Here is a 21,846-nt window from a genome sequence, read left to right on the forward strand (position 1 = left end):
TGGACGACCACGAGGTCCACCGGCCAGCCGTAAGCCCGCGTGGATCTTGGACTGCACGTCGCGCTCCACCCGTCCGAGCAGGGCGAAGTCCGGCCGGCTCAGAAACAGATCGACACCGCGGTCGAGGAACAGCGTCTCGATGAGATCCGCCAACGGCAGGTCCGAGGTGCCTTCCGAAACGAACAGTCCGCGGTACGTCCGGCCTGTCATCCGACCATGTCCAGTGGCAGGCGAAGCTGGGCACCCGGTGGCGCGGCCAGGAAGGCGACGACATCGGCCTCAGAGAAGGTCGGCTCGCCCGGCCCGGCCCGCCAGGATTGCCGGAACGGTAGCAGCGACAGCCTTCGGGCGATGGCCGAATCGGACGTCCTGCGTGCCCGGACTTCGGCCAGCAGCAGATCCTCGCCCTGACAGAGTTGAACGACGCCGGGCGAGTGCGTGTTCACGATGACCTGGCGGAACGGATTGTCGTCGTCGGGTGCCTCGGCCGGATCCACGGCGAGATCCTGTACCAGCTCCACCATCGCCGGCAGATTGGCGGGATGGATGCCATTTTCAGGCTCCTCCATCGCGATCAGCCCGGTGAACGTCGGATCCTCGAGGAGTACGCAGAGCGCCAGGAAGCGCAGCGTCCCCTCGGACAGCGCCCGAGCCGGCAGCCGAAGCCCGCCTTTCTCTTGAAGAAAGAGCGTGAACACTTCCCGGACCGGATCGAGCTCGACGGTGAGTCCTTCGACCGCCACACCGCTGAGGTCCGCCAAGCGTCCCGCGACCCGTGCGTACACCGCTTCCGGTCCCATGTCGTGTGGCCCAGCCGGCTGCTCGTGTGCCATCCGGTACAAGGTCGAGGCGAGGTGCCGGCCGTCGGTACCCAGCGTGCGGGGGTCGGACAGCCCGTCGGGTGTACGCAGAGCGGTCGGCTCCAACGCGAGCCGCCGCCAACTCTGCATCTCCCGACGGGCGGCGAGAATCGTCGGATAGTCGTTCGTGGTGACCGTGCTCAGCACGGTGCGTCCGGCCCGACCAGCCGCTCTCGGTTGCGGTTTGCCGAAGCTGCCGCCGTCGCCGTGCACGTTGATGACCGTGCCGCCCTCGCGATGCTCTGTCGACAGGAAAGCGCCGCCGCGCCGCTCGCCACGGATGACCGTACTGCGGAACTTCTTCGCGCTGTGGCCGAACCGGAGGTGTCGAGCCGCTTCTCCCCGTCGGATGTGGCGAAGCTCCTCACCGAGCAGACTCAGCCGGCCAACGCTGCCAGCATGGGTAGGACGCTCGAACCCGAGGACGACTTCGTACCGCAGAAAGGTCGTCGTGGGTCGGGCCGGCGCGCCGAGGTCGTCCTCTACCTGCGCCGGCACGATCATCTCCGCGGCAAGTCTGATCCGGTGCTCGTGATCGCGGTAGCCGTCCCAGAACAGATCCCGAGGATCGCCGCCGCGCATGCCTGATGCCCCCCGGACCCGTTGCGAAGCCTCCACAAGCGGTTCGGACGCGAGGTACGAGAGGAACTCGATCGCGTCGAAGACGTTGGATTTGCCCATGCCGTTGGCGCCGGCAATGCAGGTGAAAGGGCCGAATTCGATGGATACGTCCACCAGGTTCTTGAAGCCCTGCACCTCCAGCCGAGTCAGCATGCTCGAAGCTTAGCCGTGCGCTCACCGACCACGCCGACGCCTTGCCGGCAGCGAGGCTCCCGGCCGCGCTGCCGGTGTGACCACATGAACGACGTGACCCAACGCTACGTCGAGGTCTACGAACGGATCACCGGCCGCACCTGGTGAGCGGCGCTCACCAGGTGCGGCCGCACCCTCGATCACATGACCTGTTCCGGAGTCGGTTCGGGCTGCTCGGCTCGTGGCCGACGCTGCGGACCCCGGGCGAGCACGTAGCCGAACAGGAGCACCATCACCCCGACGCCCACCCACATCGCCTGCTGCCAGCCGTCGACGAACGACTGCTGCGCGGCCCGGACCAGCTCGTCGGCGTACGGGCCGGCGTCGTCGGCGGCGGCGAGAGCGGTGGCGATACCCTCCCGGGCCCCGTCGGGCGCGTCGACGGCCAGCTCATCGAGCCGGGGGTCGACGGCGTTGCGGTAGCCGGCGGACACGATCGCCCCTAGCAGTGCGACACCGAGCGCGGCACCGAACTCCCTGGTGACGTCGTTGAGCGCGGACGCGGTGCCCTGCCGGGAGCGGGGCAGGGCGCTGGTGATCGCCTCGGTGGAGGGGGTCATCGACAGGCCCATGCCGAGCCCCATGGCGAGCATGCCGGGCAGCACCGACAGGTAGCCGCCGTCGACCGAGACGAAGCTGGCCATCAGGGCCAGGCCCGCGCCGCCGAGGAAGATCCCGGCCGCCATGGTGGTGCGGGCGCCGACCAGCGCGGCCACCCGTGGGGCGAGGCCCGAGGCGACCATCATCAGCAGGGCCATCGGCATCATCGCCAGCGTGGAGCGCAGCCCGGACCAGCCGAGGACGGCTTGGAAGTACGGGAACAGCACGACGAAGATGCCGGCCTGCACGCCGAACACCGCGAGCAGCGACACCGAGCCGCTGGACAGCCCCCGGTCGCGGAACAGTCGGACGTCGAGCAGCGGCGCGCGTCGACGCAGCTCCCAGGCGACGAAGACGACGGCACCGAGGACACCGACGAGCAGACCCACCAGCGTGGCGGGCGCGGTCCAGCCGTGTTCCGGGCCCTCGTGCAGGACGAAGATGAGTCCGACGGCGGCGAGCACCGACGACAGCGAACCGATGGTGTCGAACGGGTGGTCCGACTCCTCGCGGGAGTTCGGGACGTACCGGATGGTCATGCCGGCGGCCACGACGACCAGCGCGACCGGGAGAGCGAACAGCCAGCGCCAGTCCGCCACGTCGACGAGGAACGCCGACAGATACATCCCGAGCAGGCCGCCGCCGCCGGCGACGGCGGTCCAGACGCCGATCGCCCGGGACCGTTCCTTCTCCGGGAAGGTCGAGGTGATCACGGCCAGGGTGATCGGCATGATCATCGCCGCGCCGATGCCGCTGAGCAGTCGTGCGGTGATCATGATCTCGGTCGAGGTGGCGAGGCCGGCGGCGGCGCTGGCGGCCCCGAAGACGACCAGCCCGGCGAGCAGTACGGGCTTGCGGCCCCACCGGTCGCCGACCGCGCCGAGCGGCAACAGCAGCGCGGCCAAGGTGATCGTGTAGATGTTGATGATCCACAGGACGGTGCTCTGCGAAGCGCCGAACGCGACGGCGAACTCCTGCTGGGCGACGTTCAGCCCGGAGACGGAAGCGATCACCGCCATCAGCGCGATGCAGACCGCGATGAGGACGGCGCGCCGTCGGCGCGGATCGTGGATCGTCGGGTCGGAATCCGCCGCAGCGGCGTCCGCCACGGCTGCCACCTGCGGAGACAGGCTTGGAGAGGTCATGCGGGAAAGCTAACCCCGGCTTGCTCAATCGGCACCAAGGCTTGCAGTAATGGCAAGACTAACTGGTTGGGGCGTCGCCCGACGACTGTGCGTGTGCCCGCTCGCCGTCCTGGTCGAAGATGGTGAGGATCTCCACCGGCCCGTTCACCGCGCCGATGGAGTGCGGGATCATCGTGGAGAACTCTGCCGCGTTCCCTTGGCCGACCGGGATCTGCCGCTCACCCAGGTGCAGCAGTGCGGTGCCGCTGAGCACGAAGAACCATTCCCGCCCGGGGTGCACGCTCAGATGCCCCGGACCGGTACGGCGCTCCGGGGTGATCCGCATCTTCGCCACCATGCTGCCGCCGGTCTGGCTTGAGCCGCGCGACAACACCCAGGTGGCCAGACCCGGCTCCTGGTGCTTCATCGGCCGGATGATCACGTCGGCATCGTCGACCGGCTCGACGAGCTGGTCGATCGTGGTGTCCAGGGCCCGGGCCAGGGCGACGAGCTGGTCGAGGTCGATCCGCCGGTGGCCGGTCTCGATGCGGCTCAGCGTGGACGGGCTCAGGTGGCACCTGGCGGCAAGGGAGTCGAGACTCCACCCGCGCGCCTGCCGCAGGCCACGGATGCGCTGCCGGACCACGTCGGAAAGCTCGACCCCTGACACGCCCACCATGCTAGGCGCGTCCGGCGGCGGGCCCTGCCGATGTACGGCGCCTTCTTGCGGAAACCGCATGAACTCTTCCGATTACCGGGAGGCTCACTACCGTCGAAGCATGACCAACGAGACCCACGCGGGCCATCCCGCGTTCAGTGCCGACTGGTGGGAGCAGCACTATCAGGCACACCCGGCGGGACACGTCTCGCCGGGACCGCAGCTGGTCGCCGAGGTCGCGGACCTGCCCCCGGGTACGGCGCTCGACGCGGGCTGCGGCACCGGCGCCGACGCGATCTGGCTCGCCAGCCGAGGCTGGCAGGTGACCGCCGTCGACGCCTCGCCGACTGCGGTCGGCCGCGCCGAGAAGCTCGCCGCGCAGCAGGAACCGGCCATTGCGCAGCGCATCAGCTGGCTCACCGCCGATCTGACCAGCTGGGAGCCGTCGCAGCGCTACGACCTGGTGACCAGCCAGTACGTCCACCCCGACCTGCCGTTCGACCGGTTCGTGGCACGGCTGGCCGCAGCCGTCGCCCCCGGCGGGACGCTGGTGGTCGTCGGCCACGACCACGCCGACACCCACTCGGCGGCCCACGCCCCGAAGGCTGCGTCGATCGGCTTGGACGCCGTCGTCGGGTCCCTGCCCGAAGCCCAGTGGGAGGTGGCCGTCGCGGAGTCCCGTACCCGCGAGGTGCACCACGACTCGAAGCAGCTGACCATCCACGACTTCGTCGTCCGGGCCCACCGCACGCCGCCAGCCTGAGAAACCCAGGCTGTACGTTGCCGGGCTGGTCGATCACGGCCAGCCCGGCAGTCGTTCGTCAGTACGCAGTTCGCCTGCCGACCGGCGCGTCAGCTCCCGCCGTCGGCGTAGGGCAGCTCCACGTACGCCGTCCAGTAGCAGAGGTCGGCCCGGTGCTCGACCAGCGTGACCCGCTTGCCGCAGTGCTCGGAGATCAACGTCGCCGCCTCGTCGAGATCGGATACGTCCGCCTCCCAATGGTGGTCCAGGTAGAGCTTGAGTCCTGGGTTCTCCCGGCCGAGGTCGAGGATCTCTGCCTCCTCCGGCGGCACCAAGATGACGGTGTAACGGGCTGCCGTGTGCTCCGCCTCGCTGAGCTGTTCGGGCAGGTCCGGGCCGGGCCGGAAGTGGTCGATCACCGACGGGATCGGCCCCGGGCTGTCCGCCGGGTCGTACGCCCGCACCTTCACCAACATCACTGGCTCACCTCACTCAGGCTGTGTCTCTTGAGAAAGCAACGTTGCATACAACATGGCTACGGCGGTAGCCTCGTGTCAAGAGGTTGGGGACAGGAGGATTTCGATGACCAAGCCAACGCCACCCACCATCGCCATCCGTGGCCTCGCCGGCGAACTGCGCGCCCTGCGGCAGGGCAGGAAGTTGAGCGTCCGTGGGGTGGCGGCGAGACTCGGCTGGCCGGCGTCGAAGTTGTCCAGGATGGAGACCGGCCGGCAGGGCAGCAAGTTGGAGGACGTCGCATCCCTGCTGGTCATCTACGGTGTCACCGGTGAGGAACGGCAGCGGCTGCTCGCAATGTCGGAGCGCTCCGAGCCCGGCTGGTGGGAGGTGCTGGGCGGTCTCCCCGTGGAGTCCCGGACGTTGATCCAGTTGGAGTCCGAGGCGTCGGCGATCTTCGACTTCGAACCGCTGCTCGTACCGGGTCTGCTGCAGACCCCCGACTACACCAGGGCGCTCCTGCGGGATTCTGGCTTCTCGGAGGCCGACACGCAGACCAGAGTCACCGCTCGGCTGGGGCGCCAAGCCATCCTGGCGAGGTCCGAACCACCGGCACTGCACGCGATCCTGGACGAGGCGGCGCTGCGTCGGCCGCTCGGCGGTCCATGGGTGATGGGTCGGCAACTCCGACACCTCGTCGACGCCACCGACCGCCCGAACGTCACCCTGCAGGTCGTGCCGTCGTCGGTCGGCGGCTACGCAGGTCTGGACGGGGCATTCGCCATCTTGGACTTCCCCCGTAACCGGACGGTTGTGCACCTTGAGCACAAGATCTCCGGGTTGTTCCTGGAGGAGCCCGAGCAGGTGAGCTTCTTTCGCGAGGAACTGGATAAGGTGCTCACGGTGGCGCTGAGCCCGGCCGGGTCGATCGACCTGGTGGCCCGGCTCGCGGTGGAGCACGAGCGTGAATGAGGCGAGGATGAACGCAGCCGACCTGTCTGGCCGGGCGTGGCGCAAGTCGAGCCGCAGCGGTACTAACTCCAACTGTGTCGAGGTGGCTGGGGTGGCTGATCATGGCGTCTCTGGCGCGCTTGGTGTCGCGGTGCGGGACTCGAAGGATCCGTACGGCCCGGTTTTGTCCTTTTCCGGCGACTCCTGGGCCGGCTTCGTGACCGCTCTCCGGCACGGCGGTCCCGCCTCTGCCTGATGTGTTCCGTATCGAGGTGAGGCTGACGCACCTCATTTTGCCTTTTGAGGTGCGTCAGCCTCACCTCGACGGGCGCGATGTGGTCAGGTGGCGCGTTCGGCGATCGCGTACCGCACCTTTTGTGCGACTTGTTCTTTCCTGCGGAGTACGTCGTCGGCCGTGAAGCGGAGCGCCAGCCAGCCGGCTTCCCGGAGCGCGTTGAAGCGGTACACGTCTTTCCGGAACGCGGCCCGCTCCCGGTGGTGGTCACCCTCGTACTCGATAGCGATCCGCCACTGCGGGTATGCCAGGTCGACCCGCGCGACGAACCGCCCCTTGCCCGCAGAAGAAGCTTTCACCCTGTACTGCGGGGTGGGTTTCGGCAGGCCGGCGTCGTGCAGCAGCAGGCGGAGTCGGCTCTCCATCGGCGATTCACTCAACGGCTCCGTAAGAGCAAGGAGGTCACGCACCTGTTGCAAGCCGCGTAGCCCAGGGCGGGTGTCGATGTATACGGCAAGGTTGTTGCGCGTGACAAGGCGGCGGTGGAGGAACGCGTCGAGGGCGCCGAGCGCGTCGGCGCGCGGCAGCGAGCGACCCAGATCGAACGCAGTACGGACTTCAGTGGTCAAAGGGAGCCCTCTCAAGGACGTGATGTCGTCCGGGGTGAGCGTCCGGTACGCGTACCTGATCCTGGGGTGCGGATCAGGCCGGGCGGTCTTCGGCAGCGCGACGTGTACCGGTACCACCGCATGTCTCGGGCCGCGTAGCGGCAGAAGATCAACCCCCCAAAGAAAGGCCGCGCTGAGTTCGTGGATCGCCGCGCCGGGCGGCAGACGTGCGGCGGCGGCCACGCACCACATCCGGTGGTCGTCGGGGTCGTATGAGCCTTCGTGTACGTAGACGTCGGGGAGGATGCGGCGCCAGTGCGGGCCGTTGAGCATCCGTCGGGTGATCAGGCCGGCAGCGATGGCGCGGCTGCCGGAGAACGGCTCGAAGCTCAACTCGCGGGGCACCGTGGCGTGGCGGGACATCGGAGGAGCTTGCCGGGTCGTCACAGTGGTTTTCTGCCCGGTACGCCGGTCCAGTCGCGCATCCGACGCAAGAAAACCATCGCCGGCTCCAGGTACACCCGCCGGGTACAGGAGCGCTGCCGGCCGCGTAGCGCCGTGCTGGCTCAGCCGCGTGGGGCGTACATGATCACGGCGACGCCGATCAGGCAGATCGCCGCGCCGGTGATGTCCCAGCGGTCCGGCCGGAACTTGTCCACCACGACGCCCCAGGCGAGCGAGCCGGCGACGAAGACCCCGCCGTAGGCGGCGAGGATCCGGCCGAAGTTCGGATCCGGCTGCAGCGACGCCGCGAAACCGTACAGCCCGAGCGCCATCACCCCGGCGGCGATCCACAGCAGGCCGCGGTGCTCCCGCCAGCCCTGCCAGATCAGCCAGGCCCCACCGATCTCGGCCAGCGCGGCAAGCACGAACAGGACGAGGGAGCGCGCGACGGTCACGACGCCGACCCTACCCAGACCTCCGCCGGCACCAGGCCGCCGCACTGCCGCCGCATCGAGGTGAGGCTGACGCACCTCAAAACGCGAAATGACGTGCGTCAGCCTCACCTCGATGAGGTGACCACGCCGGCGAAAATGACTTGTGCGAGTGTAGGTGAGCTTTGAGTATCGCGCCCATGACGAGCAGTGATCTGTGGGATGAGCAGGCAGCACAGGGGTACGACCGCACCTCGGCAGAGATGTTCGCCCCACACGTGCTTACGCCGACAGTGGAGTTTTTGGCGCAGCTGGCCGGCCCCGGCCCCGCGCTCGAGTTCGCGATCGGCACCGGCCGGGTGGCGATCCCGCTTTCCGCGAAGGGCATTGCGGTGAGCGGGATCGAGCTGTCACAGCCGATGGTCGATCAGCTACGCCGCAAGGTCCCGGCGGCAGACGACCTGCCGGTCGTCGTCGGCGACATGGCGACGGCGACGGTTCCGGGGCGGTTTTCCCTGGTGTACGTCGTGTTCAACAGCATCGGCAACCTGCGTACGCAGGACGAACAGGTGGAGTGCTTCCGCAACGCCGCCCGGCACCTGACGCCCGGCGGCCGGTTCGTCGTCGAGCTGTGGGTGCCGGGCATCCGGCGGTTCCCGCCGGGGCAGGCGGCCGTGCCGTTCGAGGTGACGGACCGGCACGTCGGCTTCGACACCTACGACATGGTCACCCAGCAGGGGACCTCGCACCACTACCGCCGGCGCGACAACGGCAGCGCCAGCTACGGTGCCAGCAACTTCCGCTACATCTGGCCGGCCGAGTGCGACCTGATGGCCCGGCTCGCCGGCCTGGAGCTGGAGCGGCGGGTAGCGGACTGGGACGGCTCGCCGTTCACCTGCGACAGCGAGAAACACGTCTCCGTCTGGCGCATGCCATCGACTGGCCCGGGGAGCGAGACCGATGAAAGATAGCGGGAACATCGTCGGTGAGGTGGCCGCTGACGCCGATTCCGATCGGCGTGCCGAGCTGCTGGAATCCCTTCGTGATCTACTCGACCGGCTCGACGTCGACCTCATCGAGCAGGACGAAGCCGACGACCACCAGACTCTCGCCGATGGCGGTCGGAATCTGGATGCGGACGACGACGCCGTGCCGCTAGCGTCTGCAGGTAACAGCGACGACGGAGCCGAGTAGCGGTTGCGCCCACCGGAGTGACAGAGAGCCGCCCACAGCTGAGAGGGCGGACTCCGGCCCGGCCGTGAAGACCCTCCTGAGCTGCGGGAAAGAACGGCCCGTGCGGGCTCAGTAGACTCCCGCCGCCTCGCCCACGTCACGGGTAAGCGAAGGCCGCGCCACGCGTACACCACGCGGTGGCGCGGTGAAGGTGTGGTGGCACCGCGAGGATCCCGCTCGCCCACACCTCTCTGGGGACGCGTTGCGCACACCGGAGGAGGTCACCACCATGCAACGCATCCTTTCCGCCGCCCTGCCCGCCCACGTCAACCAGCCCGTACGGTTGGCTGGCTGGATTCACCGGCGGCGGCTGCTGAAATCCGTCGCGTTCCTGATCCTGCGCGACGCCGCCGGGCTCGCCCAGGTCGTCGTTACCGACCCGGCGGTACGGGCCCAGCTCGAAGACTTGCCGGAGGAAACCACCGTCTCCGTCACCGGCACCGCGACCGCCCAGCCGGCCGCCCCCGGCGGCGTGGAGGTCACCGGTCCGACGATCACGCCGCTCACCGACCCGGCTGCATCCGTACCGTTTGATCTTTATCGGCCGGACCTGCGGGCGAACCTGCCGACGATCCTGGACCACGCGCCGGTCGCGCTGCGGCACCCGAAGCTGGCCGCGACGCACCGGATATCGGCCGCCGCCGTCGCCGGCTTCCGGGAGACCCTGACCAGCATGGGGTTCGTCGAGATCCACACCCCGAAGATCGTCGGTACGGCGACCGAGAGCGGCGCGAACGTCTTCGCCCTCGACTACTTCGGCCGCGAGGCCTATCTTGCCCAGTCACCGCAGCTGTACAAGCAGATCATGGTCGGCGTCTTCGAGCGGGTCTTCGAGGTCGGGCCGGTGTTCCGGGCCGAGCCGAGCGACACCGCCCGGCACCTGGCGGCGTACACGTCGCTCGACGCCGAACTCGGCTTCGTCGACGACCACCGGGACGTGATCGCCGCCTGCCACGCCACCGTCGCCGGGATGCTGGCGGCGGTGACCGAGCGAGCCGGGCCGGCGCTGGAGTTGCTCGACGTACGGCTGCCGGCGCTGCCGGCGGAGCCGGTGATCGTGCACTTCGCCGACGTCCTGGCCATGATCAGCGCGACGACCGGTCGGGACGTCACCGGTGAGCCGGACCTGGCCCCGGAGCACGAACGCTGGCTGGGGGAGTGGGCGCTGCGCGAGCACGGCAGCGACTTCGTCTTCGTCGAGGGTTATCCGACCCGGCACCGGGCGTTCTACACCCATCCGGACCCGGCCCGGCCCGGCTACTCGCGCGCTATCGACCTGATCTTCCGGGGCGTGGAGCTGGTCAGCGGTGGTCAGCGGCTGCACCGGTACGGCGACTACGTCGACGCGCTCGCCGAGCGGGGTGAGACCGACCTGACCCCGTACGCCGGTTATCTGGACGCGATGCGGTACGGCATGCCGCCGCACGGCGGCTTCGCGTTCGGGTTGGAGCGGTTCGTGGCCCGGCTGCTGGGCGTAGCGAACATCCGGCAGGTCACGCTCTTCCCGCGCGACCTGCACCGCCTCGCCCCCTGACAGACGGTGTCGTCCGGTGTCCCGCGACCAGCGGGGCACCGGACGGCCGCCGGTCGTCAGGGTCGTCGGAGCCGGACAGCGACGAAGTACGGCGACTGGCGCAGCTTGTGGTAGGCAGCCTCGTCGACGTCCCGGAGATCGGGCACCGGGCGTGGTTCGACGAGCCGCTCCAGGCTGAAACCGGCGTCCAGCAGCTCGCCCAGGAACGTCTCCAGCGTCATCCGTTGGTAGTGGATCGACATCTGCCCACCCGCCAGCGGAAGGTCCACCCAGTCGTCAGCGAAGTACGAGCCGCCGAAGTGTCGCCAGTCGGCGGTCGGATGGGTCGTGGAGACCAGCAGCCACCCGCCCGGCCGCAGCACTCGCCGTAGCTCGCCGAGCAGCTGCCGTCGGTTGGCGACGTGGTGCAGCATCAACGCGCACACCACCCCGTCGAACGACGCGTCGTCGATGAAATCGAGCGGGTCTTCCGCGTCGTGCCGGTGCAGTTCGGCGCGGTCGCCGAGTCGGCGTCGGGCATGCTTCAGTAGCGTCGCGCTGCCGTCGATCCCGACGACCTCGGCACCGCGCGACAGCAGCTCCGCCGCGTAATGTCCGGCCCCGCAGCCGACATCGAGGATCCGCTGCCCGCCGACGTCCCCGGCAAGGACGAGCATCGCCGGTCGGTCGACATAGGCGTTGTACGGGCTGGTGTCGGCGTGTCGGGCGAAGTGGTCGCCGAGCTCGTCGTCGTAGGCGGTGCGGGTGGGCATCGGGACAGCATCCCGCCGGTCGCCGTCCATGACGAACGGTTTCGGCTGCGGCAGCGGAACCGGGACGTCGGCGGAACCGGAACCCGGTGAGCGGAATTCGGTGGGCGGCGGAGCGGGGCAGGCGTACGATCGCGGTCATGGTTTTGTGGTCGGTCACGACGACGCCGGGACGTCCCGGCGTAGGTTCGCGCTGACCTGATCCTCAGCTGACGAAACGGCCCCGGGCGAGACGCCCGGGGCCGTTTTCGGCTTTCCGCAGGGTGTCTCGGCCGGGCCACGACCCACCAGGAGACACCGTGAAGAACGTCGACCACCGCAAGCTCGGCCGGGAACTCGATCTGTTCGACTCCGATCCGCTGATCGGTGCCGGCCTGCCGTTCTGGCTGCCGGCGGGCGCGGTGGCCCGCCACGAGGTCGAGTCGTACCTGCGCGAGCTGGAACGCCGCGCCGGATACCAGCACGTCTACTCACCGGTGCTGGGCAAACGGCGGATGTACGAGTTGTCCGGTCACTGGACCAACTTCGCCGACGACATGTTTCCACCGATGGCCCTGGGTGGGGATGGCGACAACGACCACGACCACGGCAACGAGGCTGGCGAGGGGGACGGCGACGCGCTGGTGTTGCGGCCCAGTCTCTGCCCGCACCACGCGCTCATCTTCAAAGCGCGGCAGCGTTCCTACCGGGACCTGCCGCTGCGGATCGCCGAACTCGGTGCCATGTACCGGGCGGAACGCTCGGGCGTGCTGGGTGGGCTGACCAGGGTACGGTCGATCTGGCTGAACGACTCGCACATCTTCTGCGCCCTGTCGCAGATCGGTGCCGAGATCGCCGACGTGCTGCGGCTGATGCGGCAGGCGCACGACGCACTCGGCGTACGGGTGTCATCGTACCAGCTGTCGTTACGCGGTGCCGACGGCAAGTACGCCGGGGACGACGACGCGTGGGTGCAGGCCGAGCGGCTGCTGCGTCAGGCGCTGGACGCGGCGGGTGTCCGGTACGGGGTCGCCGCCGGTGAGGCCGCCTTCTACGGGCCGAAGATCGACGTGCAGATCGTCGACCCGGCCGGGCGCGAGTCGACCCTGTCCACCATCCAGGTCGACTTCCTCCAGCCGGCCCGCTTCGACCTGTCCTACGTCGACGAAAGCGGCGAACGGGTCCGGCCGGTGATGGTGCACCGCAGCCTGGTCGGCTCGATGGAGCGGCTGTTCGCCCACCTGATCGAGGTGCACGCCGGTGCCTTCCCGGCCTGGTACGCCCCGGTGCAGCTGCGGGTCCTGCCGGTGGCCGCCGATCAGCGACCGGCCGCCGACGCGCTGGCTGGCGACGCGATCGCCGCCGGTCTGCGGGTCGAGGTGGACGCCGACGGCACCATCGGATCCCGGGTGCGGGCGGCGGTGGCGCGCAAAATCCCGTACGTGGCGGTGATCGGCGCACGGGAGGCACCGTACGGCCGGGTGGCGCTGCGGCTGCGCAACGGCCGCCAGCTGCCGGCGATGCCCGGTGCCGACGCGATCGCGCTGATCGCGTCGGCGGTCGCGAGTCGTGGTCCGGCCTAGCCGTCCTTCCACTGGCGTTCGAAGACGGCGTGACGATGGTCAACGTGATGAGTTGCTCGGGTAGGCACTGGCGGGTCAGTGACTGGGATTCACCAGCGCGGACTTCGATCTTTGTCAACGACCGACGGTCAGCTCGCTCCGCAGAACCAGGACCGCCCCGCCGATCGCCGCCGCGTCCGACCCGTTGACCGACGGTACGACCCGCACCGGATGCGCCCGCCGGGCGAACGTGCGGCGGTCCACCTCCTGCTGGATGACCGCCTGGTAGATCGAGCCGCCGACAGCGAAGCTGGGCCCGGCGAGGACGATCGCGTCCACGTCGAACAGGCTCGTCATGGTGACGGCGGCGGCTCCGAGATAGCGGGCTGACTGCTCGACGAGGCCCCGGGCGGCGGGATCGCCGGCGTTCGCGGCGGCCGCGATCCGCGCGAACTCGGTGAGGAGGTCGGTCTCGGCCGGGTCGAGCGCCAACCGCTGGGCGAGTTCCGGTGTCGCCAGGGCCTGCCGGACCAGAGCCGACGGGCCGGCGTAGTTTTCCAGGCAGCCGACGTTGCCGCAGGTGCACGGGTCGCCATGGACGTCGATCGAGATATGGCCGATCTCCACGCTGTTGGAGGAGGTGCCCCGATAGATCTCGCCGGCGACCACTACTCCACCGCCGATCCCGGTGGCCATGTAGATGCAGCCGTAGGTGCAGCGCGGGTCCATCGCGCCCATCCAGTATTCGCCGATGGCGGCCGCTGCGGCGTCGTTGTCGAGCAGGACCGGCAGCCCGAGGTGGTGCGACAGTCGGTGCGCGACCGGATAGTCGAGCCACTCGTCGGTGGGCTGCGGCGTCAACAGCACACCTGCGCGCCGGTCCTGCGGGCCGTAGCTGACCAGGCCGAGCCCCAACACCTTGTCGCGATCCACCGCCGCCGTGGCCAGCAGCGTGTCGACCTGCGAGGCCACCAGCGGCAGCGCCTGGTCGGGCGGCATCGTCGCCACGCCTTGGAACGAGGTGCGGGCCACCGGCCGGCCGGCCAGGTCGACCACGACGATGACGCAGGTGTTGCGTTCGAGCTGGACACCGACGCTGTAGCGGGCCAGCGGGTTGAGCTGGACCAGCGTGCGTGGCTTGCCGCCGGTGGGCGCGCTCCGGCCGGCCTCGACGACCAGGCCGTCGCCCATCAGCTCGCGGACCACCTCGGAGATGGTGGCTCCGGTCAGCCCTGTCGCCTCGGCGAGCTCTATCCGGGTGATCGTGCGCGCTGACCTGATCAAGTCGAGGACCAGGCCTCGGGTCCTCGGCCGGCTGGCCCAGATCGGGCTGGGCGCCACGGTCGCCTCCTCCGTCCGATCGCTCTGCCAGGCAAGCCAACTTACCGCTCGAAGCGGCTCCGGCCGTCTCGCCGGCTGCCCGTCTCGCCGGCTCCGGCCGTCTCGCCGGCTGCCCGTCTCGCCGGCTGCGGCTGGCCGCCGGCCGTGCCGCGTATTGACTTTCGTAAGTAGCTTAATAAAGGATGTCGGGAGCGCTCCCATCGATCTCTCGCCCCAGGTAAGAGGAGATCAGATGAAACACCGTCGTGCCCTACTGGCCGCCAGCGCCGCAAGCGCGCTGGTCCTGGCCGGCATCGCTGCGGCAGCCCTTCCCGCCTCGGCGGCCACGTCCGGTTGCTCGGTCACCTACACGGTGCAGAGCCAATGGTCCGGTGGGTTCACCGCCAGCGTGGACATCACCAACCTCGGTGACCCGACGTCGGGCTGGACCCTCACGTTCGACTTCCCGAACATCGGCCAGCGCGTCACGCAGGGTTGGAGCGCGACCTGGACCCAGTCCGGCGCCCGTGTCTCGGCGGCCAGCATGAGCTGGAACGGGTCACTGGGCACCGCCGCGTCGACCTCGATCGGATTCGTCGGCGGGTGGAGCGGCGCCAACCCCGTACCGGCGTCGTTCGCGCTCAACGGCACCACCTGCACCGGATCGGTGACCTCGCCGACGCCGAGCCCCACCTCGGTCCCGACAACGACGGCCCCGCCGACGACGCCTCCGCCCAGTGGCCCCGCGCCCGAGCTCAAGGTGTCCGGTAACAAGATCGTCACCGCCGACGGCGAGGCGTACCGGCTACTCGGTGTCAGCCGCTCCAGCGGCGAGTTCGCCTGCGTACAGGGCAAGGGCCTGTGGGACTCCGGGCCGGTCGACCAGGCATCCGTCGACGCGATGAAGACCTGGAACATCCACGCGGTACGGATCCCGCTGAACGAGGAATGCTGGCTGGGCGTCAACGGCTCCCCCAGCGGTGCCCCCTACCAGCAGGGCGTCAAGGAGTACGTCGACCTGCTCGTCGCCAACGGCATCAACGTCATCCTCGACCTGCACTGGAACTGGGGTGCCTACCCCGACAGCCCGGACTGGCACTGCAAGGACGAGCACGCCACCTGCCAGAAGCCCATGCCCGACGCGCGGTACGCCCCGCAGTTCTGGACCGGCGTCGCCAACGCGTTCAAGGGCAACGACGCCGTCGTCTTCGACCTGTTCAACGAGCCGTACCCGGAGATGCCCGCCGAATGGGACAAGACGCTGGGCTGGCAGTGCCTGCGCGACGGCGGCACCTGCGTCGGTCTTCCCTACGAGGTAGCCGGCATGCAGGACCTCGTCGACGCGGTCCGCGCCACCGGCGCCACCAACATGCTCATGGTCAGCGGTCTGGAATGGACCAACGACATGCGCGAATGGCTGACCTACCGGCCGAACGACCCGCTGAACAACATCGCCGCCTCCTGGCACGCGTACAGCTTCAACGCCTGCGCGGACGAGTCCTGCTGGGACAGTCAGATCGCCCCGCTCGCACAGCAGGTACCGGTCGTACTCGGTGAGTTCGGCCAGGACGACTGCGGCTTCGACTACATGCAGCAGCTGGTGAACTGGGCCGACGCGCACGACATGGGATACCTGGCCTGGACCTGGAACCCCTGGGGCTGCACCGGCGGTGCCGTACTCATCAAGGACTGGGCCGGCACTCCCGAGCCCGGCGTCGGCGAAGGATACCAGGCCCACCTGCTGACCCAGAGCCCGTACGTCTGATTCTGCCTCGCGGTGACCCCGGCGACGCGGCCGGGGTCACCTGCGGGCGGGTCGTCAGTCGTCGACCCAGCCGAGGGTACGGCTGACGGCCTTGCGCCACTGGGCGTACTCACGGTCGCGGTGCGCCGCCGACATCGCCGGCCGCCAGTGCGCGTCGGCCCGCCACTGGGCGCGCAACGTCGCCTCGTCCGGCCAGAAACCGACCGCCAGCCCGGCCGCGTACGCCGCCCCCAGACAGGTGGTCTCGCTGACCGCCGGGCGCACCACCGGCACGTCGAGCACGTCGGCGAGGAACTGCATCAGCAGCCCGTTGGCGGTCATCCCGCCGTCGACCCGCAGCCGGCGCAGCGCCACGTCGGAGTCGGCGTTCATCGCGTCGACCACCTCCCGGGTCTGCCACGCCGACGCTTCCAACACCGCCCTGGCCAGGTGCCCCTTGGTGATGTAGCCGGTCAGCCCGGCGACCACGCCCCGGGCGTCGGCCCGCCAGTGCGGGGCGAACAGTCCGGAGAACGCCGGCACGATGTAGCAGCCGCCGTTGTCGTCGACGCTGCGGGCCAGCTCCTCGATCTGCGCCGCACTGGAGATCAGCCCCAGGTTGTCGCGCAGCCACTGCACCAGCGAACCGGTCACCGCGATCGCGCCTTCCAGCGCGTAGTGCGCCGGGGCGTCACCGATCTGGTACGCCACCGTGGTCAACAGTCCGTGCTGCGAGGTGACCGCACTCGTGCCGGTGTTGAGCAGCAGGAAACTGCCGGTGCCGTAGGTGCATTTCGCTTCGCCGGGCTGGAAGCAGGTCTGCCCGAACAGCGCCGCCTGCTGGTCGCCGAGCGCACTGGCCACCGGTACGCCGGCCAGGACCCCGCCGGCGACGCCGCTGTCCGCCGTACCGTAGACCGAGGCCGACGGGACGATCTCCGGCAGCATCGCGGCCGGAATGCCCGCCGCTGACCGGATCTCGTCGTCCCAGCGCAGCGTGCGCACGTCCATCAGCAGGGTACGGCTGGCGTTGGTGACGTCGGTGACGTGCCGGCCGGTGAGCTTCCAGATCAGCCAGGACTCCATCGTGCCGAACAGCACCTCGCCGCGTTCGGCCCGCTCACGCAGCCCGTCGACGTGTTCCAGCAGCCACATCGCCTTCGGCCCGGCGAAGTACGTGGCCAGCGGCAGCCCGGTGCGCGCCCGCAGCCGTTGCTCGCCGACGGCCGCGCCGAGCCGCTGCAGTTGCGGCCCGGTGCGGGTGTCCTGCCAGACGATCGCGTGGTGCACCGGCCGGCCGGTGGCCCGGTCCCACACCACGGTGGTCTCCCGCTGGTTGGTGATGCCGATCGCGGCCAATCCACTTGCGCCGGCGTCGGCGAGGGCCTGGCGGACCACCTGTTCGACGTTGGCCCAGATCTCCTCGGCGTCGTGCTCGACCCAGCCGGGGCGCGGGAAGATCTGCCGGTGTTCGCGCTGCGCCATGGCGACGATCGCGCCGTCGGCATCGAAGACGATGCACCGCGACGAGGTGGTGCCCTGGTCGATGGCGGCGACGTACCGTCCGGCGGTGGCCACGCTGGTCTGCTCCGTCATCGGGCCAGTATGGCCGTAGCCAGGGCCGGCATGGCCGCAGACATCGGCCCCCGTCGGGTCGGCCGGCGCTGGTAGCGTGCCGCCATGGCCTGGTTCGATCTTCCCCTCGATCAGCTGCGGCGCTACCAGCCTGAGCTGTCACCCCCGGCGGATCTGCGCGAGTTCTGGGACGAGACGCTGTCCGACGCTCGGTCGATGGCGGTGCCGCCGGTAGCGACCCCGGTGAAAACCGCGCTGCGCATGATCGACACGTACGACGTCAGCTTCACCGGCTTCGCCGGCCAGGAGATCAAGGGCTGGCTCAATGTGCCGTCGGGCGCCGCCGGGCCGCTGCCGGTCGTCGTCGAGTTCATCGGGTACGGCGGCGGCCGCGGCCGCCCGCACGAGTGGCTGCTGTGGGCCTCGGCTGGCTTCGCCCACCTGGTGATGGACACCCGTGGCCAGGGCGGGTCGTGGCGTGGCGGGGACACCCCGGACGCCGGGCCGGACGGGTCCGGGCCGACCACGCCGGGCTACCTGACCCGGGGTGTGCTGGACCCGGCCGGCTACTACTACCGCCGGCTGATCACCGACGCGGCCCGCGCGGTGGAGATCGCCCCCGAGCTGCCCGGTGTCGACAGGTCCCGGATCGCCGTGGTCGGCACCAGCCAGGGCGGCGGGTTGGCGTTGGCCGCCGCCGCGCTCGCCGGTGACCGGGTCGGTGCGGTGGTGTCCCGGGTGCCGTTCCTGTGCCAGATCCGCCGCGCCGTCACGATCACCGACGCGGACCCGTACAACGAGCTGGTCCGGTTCTGCCGGATCCAACCGGAGCGGGCCGCGGCGGCGTTCGCCACCGTCGACTACGTCGATGCCGCGCACCTGGTGCCGTGGGCCACCGCCCCGGCGCTGTTCAGCGCGGCGCTGATGGACCAGACCTGCCCGCCGTCGACGGTCTTCGCCGCCTACCACGCGTACGCCGGCCCGAAGGAGATCGAGGTGTACGAGTGGGACGGGCACGAGGGCGGCCGGGCGCACTTCGACCAGCTGTCGATCGAGTTCGTCCGCAAGCAGATCGGCTGGTAGCCGGCTGAGCGGCGGACCGGTGCCGGATCAGCAGGGTGACTTGCTGGTACGCGAGTAGGGGGAGGTCGCGCCCACCTGCGTCATGTCGCCGCCGCAGGTCCAGACCCGGTAGCCGATCTGGGTGGTGTGGTTCGGGTCGGAGTAGTAGTAGGTGGCACAGTGGTAGTCCACGCCGCAGGCTGCGGATCTGGATATGCCGTGTCTCGGTCGCGGCCTGCCCCTGCCGCAGGGCTCCGGACGGTGGCTGACCTACCATCAGCTGGTGCGTGACATTGCGGTCTTCAGCGGCAGCGCCCACCCCGAGCTGGCTGCGGAGATCTGCACCCATCTCGACGTACCGCTGCACCCGGTGCGGGTCTCCCGGTTCGCCAACGACTGCCTGGAGGTGCAGCTGCAGGCGAACTGCCGCGAGCGGGACGTGTTCCTGATCCAGCCGCTGGTGCCGCCGGTGCAGGAGCACCTGGTGGAGCTGCTGCTGATGCTGGACGCCGCCCGGGGCGCCTCGGCCGGGCGGATCACCGTGGTGCTACCGCACTACGCGTACGCCCGTTCGGACAAGAAGGACGCCCCACGGATCTCGATCGGTGCCCGGCTCGTCGCGGACCTGCTGGTCTCCGCCGGTGCCGACCGGGTGCTCGCGATGACCCTGCATTCCCCGCAGGTACACGGCTTCTTCAGCGTCCCCGTCGACCACCTGCACGCGCTGCGTGAGCTCGCCGCGCACTTCCACGACCACGATCTGACCGACACCGTGGTCGTCTCACCGGATCTGGGTAACGCCAAGGAGGCCGCCGCCTTCGCCCGGATGCTCGGCCTGCCGGTCGCGGCCGGGGCCAAGCAGCGGTTCAGCGACGACCGGGTGCAGATCAGCGCGGTGATCGGCGATGTCGTCGACCGCGACGTGATCGTCCTCGACGACGAGATCGCCAAAGGCAGTACGGTGATCGAGCTGATCGACCACCTGCGGGAGCTGAAGGTCCGGTCGATCCGGATCGCCTGCACCCACGGGCTGTTCTCCAGCGGGGCCCTGGACCGGCTCAGTGACCAGGACGGCGTACTGGAGATCGTCTGCACGAACACGGTGCCGATTCCGGCCGCCAAGCGGGTGCCGAAGCTACAGGTGCTCTCCGTCGCGCCGGCGCTGGCCGAGGCGATGCGCCGGATTCACAACGGCGAGTCGGTCAGCGCCCTGTTCGGCTGACCGGATCGTCCACCCCGGCCCCGGACGCCGCTGCCTCGGACATCCCGGCCCCGGACGCCGTCGGGTCGGTCAACCTGAGACTGATCCGTACCGTGGTGCCCTCCGGGCCGGTGGCGACCGCCATGGTGTCGGTCAACCGCTCGGTGAGCCACAGCCCCCAGCCACCCGCTGTGTTCGGCGCCGGGCGGTCCCGGTTGCGCAGCCGGTCGGTTCCGATGCCCTGCCCGTTGTCGGCGACCTCGCAGTACATCGACTGTGTGTCACGCCACATCCGCAGCCAGCCCTGGCCGCCGCCGTGCCGGACCGCGTTGGTGATCAGCTCGTTGACGGCCAGCACGAAGTCATCGAGCCGCTGGCCGCTCATCCCGGCCGAGCTGGCGCACGATGCAACGTGGTGCCGCAGGTCAGTGACCTGCGACCGGTCGAAGGTCTCGCTGAGCAGATCCATCGGGTCGATAGGCACGACCGTACGCGATGACGGGGGATCTGCGTCGGTCATGGCCCATCCGGCTGCTGATCGTCAGTGCTTTCGCGGCATTCTCACCCTACGTTGACCTGTGGGGAAATGCACATCGGCCCGGGCGTGTCCGGCCCGCCCGGGACCGCTCGCTCTGTGCCGGGGTGGCCGGCGCTCGCCGGGCGTCCGGTCGTGTGCCATCGTCAGCGGGTGCGGCAGAACCCTGCCCCGGTGGGCACCCTGATCGTTCCGTTGTGGCGGGCCCTCGCGGTGTTCCGGTTCACCGCCCTCGGCTACGTGCTGGTGCTGTACGTGCGCAACGCAGCCGACTACGCCCATCCGCTCGTCGCCGTCCCGGTCCTGCTCGGCATGATCGCCTGGACGGTCGCCGCCACCTGGGCGTACGCCCGGCCCCGACTGCGTCGTTGGCCACTGCTCGCCGCCGACCTGTTCGTCGCGTTGGTCCCGCTGCTGGTCAGCCCATGGATCATCGGGCGGCCCGCGTTGGCCGACGGGGTGCCGACCATCGCGGTCGCCTGGCTCGCCGGTCCGGTGCTGGCCTGGGCGGTCGCCGGCGGCCGGCGCCTCGGTGTGACCGCTGCCCTGGTGCTGACCGCCGCCGACCTAGCGGTACGGGACCGGCTCAACGAGTCGTCGGTCACTCCCGGTGTGCTGATGCTGCTGGCCGGCATCGCCGTCGGGCACGTGGCCCGCTTGATCGGCGCGGCCGAGGACCGGTTGCAGCGAGCGGTCGAGCTGGAGGCGGCGACCCGGGAGCTGGCCGCCGCGACCCGGGAGCGGGAACGGCTGGCCCGCGACATCCACGACTCGGTGCTGCAGGTGCTGGCAATGGTCGCCCGGCGCGGGGCCGACCTCGTCGGTGAGGCCGGTGAGCTGGCCCGGCTCGCCGGGGAGCAGGAGGCCGCGTTGCGGGCGCTGGTCACCAGCCGGGTCACCGTACCGCCGGACAAGCCCGCCGCGCCGGTGGCGGCCGGGCCGACGGCGGCCGGCTCCGCGATGGCCGCCCGGCCGGCGACGCTCGACGCCGGGCCGGTCGACCTGCGGTCCGTGGTCAACGGGTACGCGTCGTCGCGGGTCTCGGTCGCCACCCCGGCCGACCCGGTGCTGCTGCCCGGTCGGCTCGCCGCCGAGCTGGGCGCGGCGCTCGGTGCCGCGGTCGACAACGCGGTGCGCCATGGCGGTCCGCAGGCCCGGGTGTGGGTCCTGGTCGAAGAGGAGCCGGACACGGTTACCGTGTCGATCCGGGACGACGGGTGCGGCATCCGACCCGGTCGGCTGGCGGAGGCGGCCGCGCAGGGTCGGCTCGGGGTGAGCCAGTCGATCGAGGGGCGGGTCGCCGAGATCGGCGGCACGGTACGGATCGTCTCGGAGCCCGGCGCGGGCACCGAGATCGAGCTGCGGGTGCCGAGCCCGGATACGACGGCGGAGGAGTACGGGTGACGGCAGGTGCGGCAGTGGACGCGGGA

Annotated in this window: 22 protein-coding genes; 11 read left to right on the forward strand and 11 right to left on the reverse strand. The window is 70.0% G+C overall.

The features are described from left to right. Positions 1-206: 206 nt before the first annotated feature. From ACN27J_RS28725 to ACN27J_RS28735, 3 genes are all read right to left on the reverse strand, one after another. Positions 207-1,634, reverse strand: coding sequence for an AAA family ATPase (locus ACN27J_RS28725; protein ID WP_421371026.1), 1,428 nt, complete (start codon positions 1,632-1,634; stop codon positions 207-209). Between the two features lie 179 nt (positions 1,635-1,813). Further along, the gene (locus ACN27J_RS28730) at positions 1,814-3,418 is read right to left on the reverse strand and encodes an MFS transporter (protein WP_421371028.1); all 1,605 of its coding nucleotides are present in this window, start codon (positions 3,416-3,418) and stop codon (positions 1,814-1,816) included. A 58-nt stretch (positions 3,419-3,476) separates the two neighbouring features. Beyond that, complete coding sequence (locus ACN27J_RS28735; RefSeq protein ID WP_421371030.1) at positions 3,477-4,067, reverse strand: helix-turn-helix domain-containing protein; 591 nt, start codon at positions 4,065-4,067, stop codon at positions 3,477-3,479. A 109-nt stretch (positions 4,068-4,176) separates the two neighbouring features. Between ACN27J_RS28735 and ACN27J_RS28740 the strand changes: the two genes are divergently transcribed. Next, positions 4,177-4,818 (forward strand): class I SAM-dependent methyltransferase, encoded by a 642-nt coding sequence (locus tag ACN27J_RS28740; RefSeq protein WP_421371032.1) that lies wholly within the window; start codon positions 4,177-4,179, stop codon positions 4,816-4,818. 89 nt (positions 4,819-4,907) lie between these two features. Here ACN27J_RS28740 and ACN27J_RS28745 read toward each other — a convergent pair whose 3' ends face one another. Then, positions 4,908-5,273: a hypothetical protein gene (locus ACN27J_RS28745; RefSeq protein ID WP_278167258.1), complete on the reverse strand. Its 366-nt coding sequence runs from the start codon at positions 5,271-5,273 to the stop codon at positions 4,908-4,910. A 106-nt stretch (positions 5,274-5,379) separates the two neighbouring features. On the opposite strand from ACN27J_RS28745, the gene ACN27J_RS28750 reads away from it, so the two are divergent. Then, positions 5,380-6,225, forward strand: a complete 846-nt coding sequence (locus ACN27J_RS28750; RefSeq protein WP_421371034.1) for a helix-turn-helix domain-containing protein — start codon at positions 5,380-5,382, stop codon at positions 6,223-6,225. Between the two features lie 7 nt (positions 6,226-6,232). Next, a complete protein-coding gene (locus ACN27J_RS28755) occupies positions 6,233-6,460 on the forward strand; it encodes a DUF397 domain-containing protein (RefSeq protein WP_421371036.1) in 228 nt (75 codons plus the stop codon). Positions 6,461-6,543: 83 nt separating this feature from the next. Here ACN27J_RS28755 and ACN27J_RS28760 read toward each other — a convergent pair whose 3' ends face one another. After that, positions 6,544-7,470 carry an endonuclease domain-containing protein gene (locus ACN27J_RS28760; RefSeq protein WP_421371038.1) on the reverse strand — a complete coding sequence of 309 codons (927 nt, stop codon included), beginning with the start codon at positions 7,468-7,470 and terminating at the stop codon, positions 6,544-6,546. Positions 7,471-7,613: 143 nt separating this feature from the next. Beyond that, positions 7,614-7,946, reverse strand: coding sequence for a YnfA family protein (locus ACN27J_RS28765; RefSeq protein ID WP_278167263.1), 333 nt, complete (start codon positions 7,944-7,946; stop codon positions 7,614-7,616). Between the two features lie 176 nt (positions 7,947-8,122). Between ACN27J_RS28765 and ACN27J_RS28770 the strand changes: the two genes are divergently transcribed. The 3 genes from ACN27J_RS28770 to aspS all read left to right on the forward strand — a co-directional run bounded on the left by ACN27J_RS28770 (position 8,123) and on the right by aspS (position 10,689). Further along, positions 8,123-8,893 carry a class I SAM-dependent DNA methyltransferase gene (locus ACN27J_RS28770; RefSeq protein ID WP_421371042.1) on the forward strand — a complete coding sequence of 257 codons (771 nt, stop codon included), beginning with the start codon at positions 8,123-8,125 and terminating at the stop codon, positions 8,891-8,893. Between the two features lie 19 nt (positions 8,894-8,912). Next, positions 8,913-9,116: a hypothetical protein gene (locus ACN27J_RS28775; RefSeq protein ID WP_421371044.1), complete on the forward strand. Its 204-nt coding sequence runs from the start codon at positions 8,913-8,915 to the stop codon at positions 9,114-9,116. Positions 9,117-9,384: 268 nt separating this feature from the next. Then, positions 9,385-10,689: an aspartate--tRNA(Asn) ligase gene (gene aspS, locus ACN27J_RS28780; RefSeq protein WP_421371046.1), complete on the forward strand. Its 1,305-nt coding sequence runs from the start codon at positions 9,385-9,387 to the stop codon at positions 10,687-10,689. A 56-nt stretch (positions 10,690-10,745) separates the two neighbouring features. On the opposite strand, the gene ACN27J_RS28785 is transcribed toward aspS, so the two are convergent. Beyond that, complete coding sequence (locus ACN27J_RS28785) at positions 10,746-11,441, reverse strand: class I SAM-dependent methyltransferase (RefSeq protein ID WP_421371048.1); 696 nt, start codon at positions 11,439-11,441, stop codon at positions 10,746-10,748. A gap of 296 nt (positions 11,442-11,737) precedes the next feature. On the opposite strand from ACN27J_RS28785, the gene thrS reads away from it, so the two are divergent. Next, positions 11,738-13,000, forward strand: a complete 1,263-nt coding sequence (thrS, locus tag ACN27J_RS28790; protein WP_421371050.1) for a threonine--tRNA ligase — start codon at positions 11,738-11,740, stop codon at positions 12,998-13,000. A gap of 114 nt (positions 13,001-13,114) precedes the next feature. Here the strand turns inward: thrS and ACN27J_RS28795 are convergent, their stop codons facing one another. Beyond that, on the reverse strand, positions 13,115-14,320 hold the full coding sequence (locus tag ACN27J_RS28795) for an ROK family transcriptional regulator (RefSeq protein WP_421371051.1): 1,206 nt from the start codon (positions 14,318-14,320) through the stop codon (positions 13,115-13,117). 232 nt (positions 14,321-14,552) lie between these two features. Between ACN27J_RS28795 and ACN27J_RS28800 the strand changes: the two genes are divergently transcribed. Further along, positions 14,553-16,064: a cellulase family glycosylhydrolase gene (locus ACN27J_RS28800; protein ID WP_421371053.1), complete on the forward strand. Its 1,512-nt coding sequence runs from the start codon at positions 14,553-14,555 to the stop codon at positions 16,062-16,064. Positions 16,065-16,118: 54 nt separating this feature from the next. Here ACN27J_RS28800 and glpK read toward each other — a convergent pair whose 3' ends face one another. Further along, a complete protein-coding gene (gene glpK / locus ACN27J_RS28805; protein ID WP_421371055.1) occupies positions 16,119-17,639 on the reverse strand; it encodes a glycerol kinase GlpK in 1,521 nt (506 codons plus the stop codon). Between the two features lie 84 nt (positions 17,640-17,723). Here glpK and ACN27J_RS28810 point away from each other — a divergent pair, with 84 nt between their 5' ends. Next, positions 17,724-18,701: an acetylxylan esterase gene (locus ACN27J_RS28810; RefSeq protein WP_278167270.1), complete on the forward strand. Its 978-nt coding sequence runs from the start codon at positions 17,724-17,726 to the stop codon at positions 18,699-18,701. A 27-nt stretch (positions 18,702-18,728) separates the two neighbouring features. Here ACN27J_RS28810 and ACN27J_RS28815 read toward each other — a convergent pair whose 3' ends face one another. Then, on the reverse strand, positions 18,729-18,872 hold the full coding sequence (locus tag ACN27J_RS28815; protein WP_421371057.1) for a DUF6289 family protein: 144 nt from the start codon (positions 18,870-18,872) through the stop codon (positions 18,729-18,731). Between the two features lie 91 nt (positions 18,873-18,963). Here ACN27J_RS28815 and ACN27J_RS28820 point away from each other — a divergent pair, with 91 nt between their 5' ends. Continuing rightward, positions 18,964-19,902: a ribose-phosphate diphosphokinase gene (locus tag ACN27J_RS28820; protein ID WP_278167274.1), complete on the forward strand. Its 939-nt coding sequence runs from the start codon at positions 18,964-18,966 to the stop codon at positions 19,900-19,902. Here ACN27J_RS28820 and ACN27J_RS28825 read toward each other — a convergent pair. Further along, the gene (locus tag ACN27J_RS28825; RefSeq protein WP_421371061.1) at positions 19,883-20,401 is read right to left on the reverse strand and encodes an ATP-binding protein; all 519 of its coding nucleotides are present in this window, start codon (positions 20,399-20,401) and stop codon (positions 19,883-19,885) included. The genes ACN27J_RS28820 and ACN27J_RS28825 overlap by 20 nt on opposite strands. A 168-nt stretch (positions 20,402-20,569) precedes the next feature. On the opposite strand from ACN27J_RS28825, the gene macS reads away from it, so the two are divergent. Next, positions 20,570-21,820, forward strand: coding sequence for a MacS family sensor histidine kinase (gene macS / locus ACN27J_RS28830; protein ID WP_421371063.1), 1,251 nt, complete (start codon positions 20,570-20,572; stop codon positions 21,818-21,820). Positions 21,821-21,846 lie beyond the last annotated feature (26 nt).

The sequence above is a fragment of the Solwaraspora sp. WMMB762 genome (genome assembly GCF_049179115.1).
GTDB lineage: Bacteria > Actinomycetota > Actinomycetes > Mycobacteriales > Micromonosporaceae > Micromonospora_E.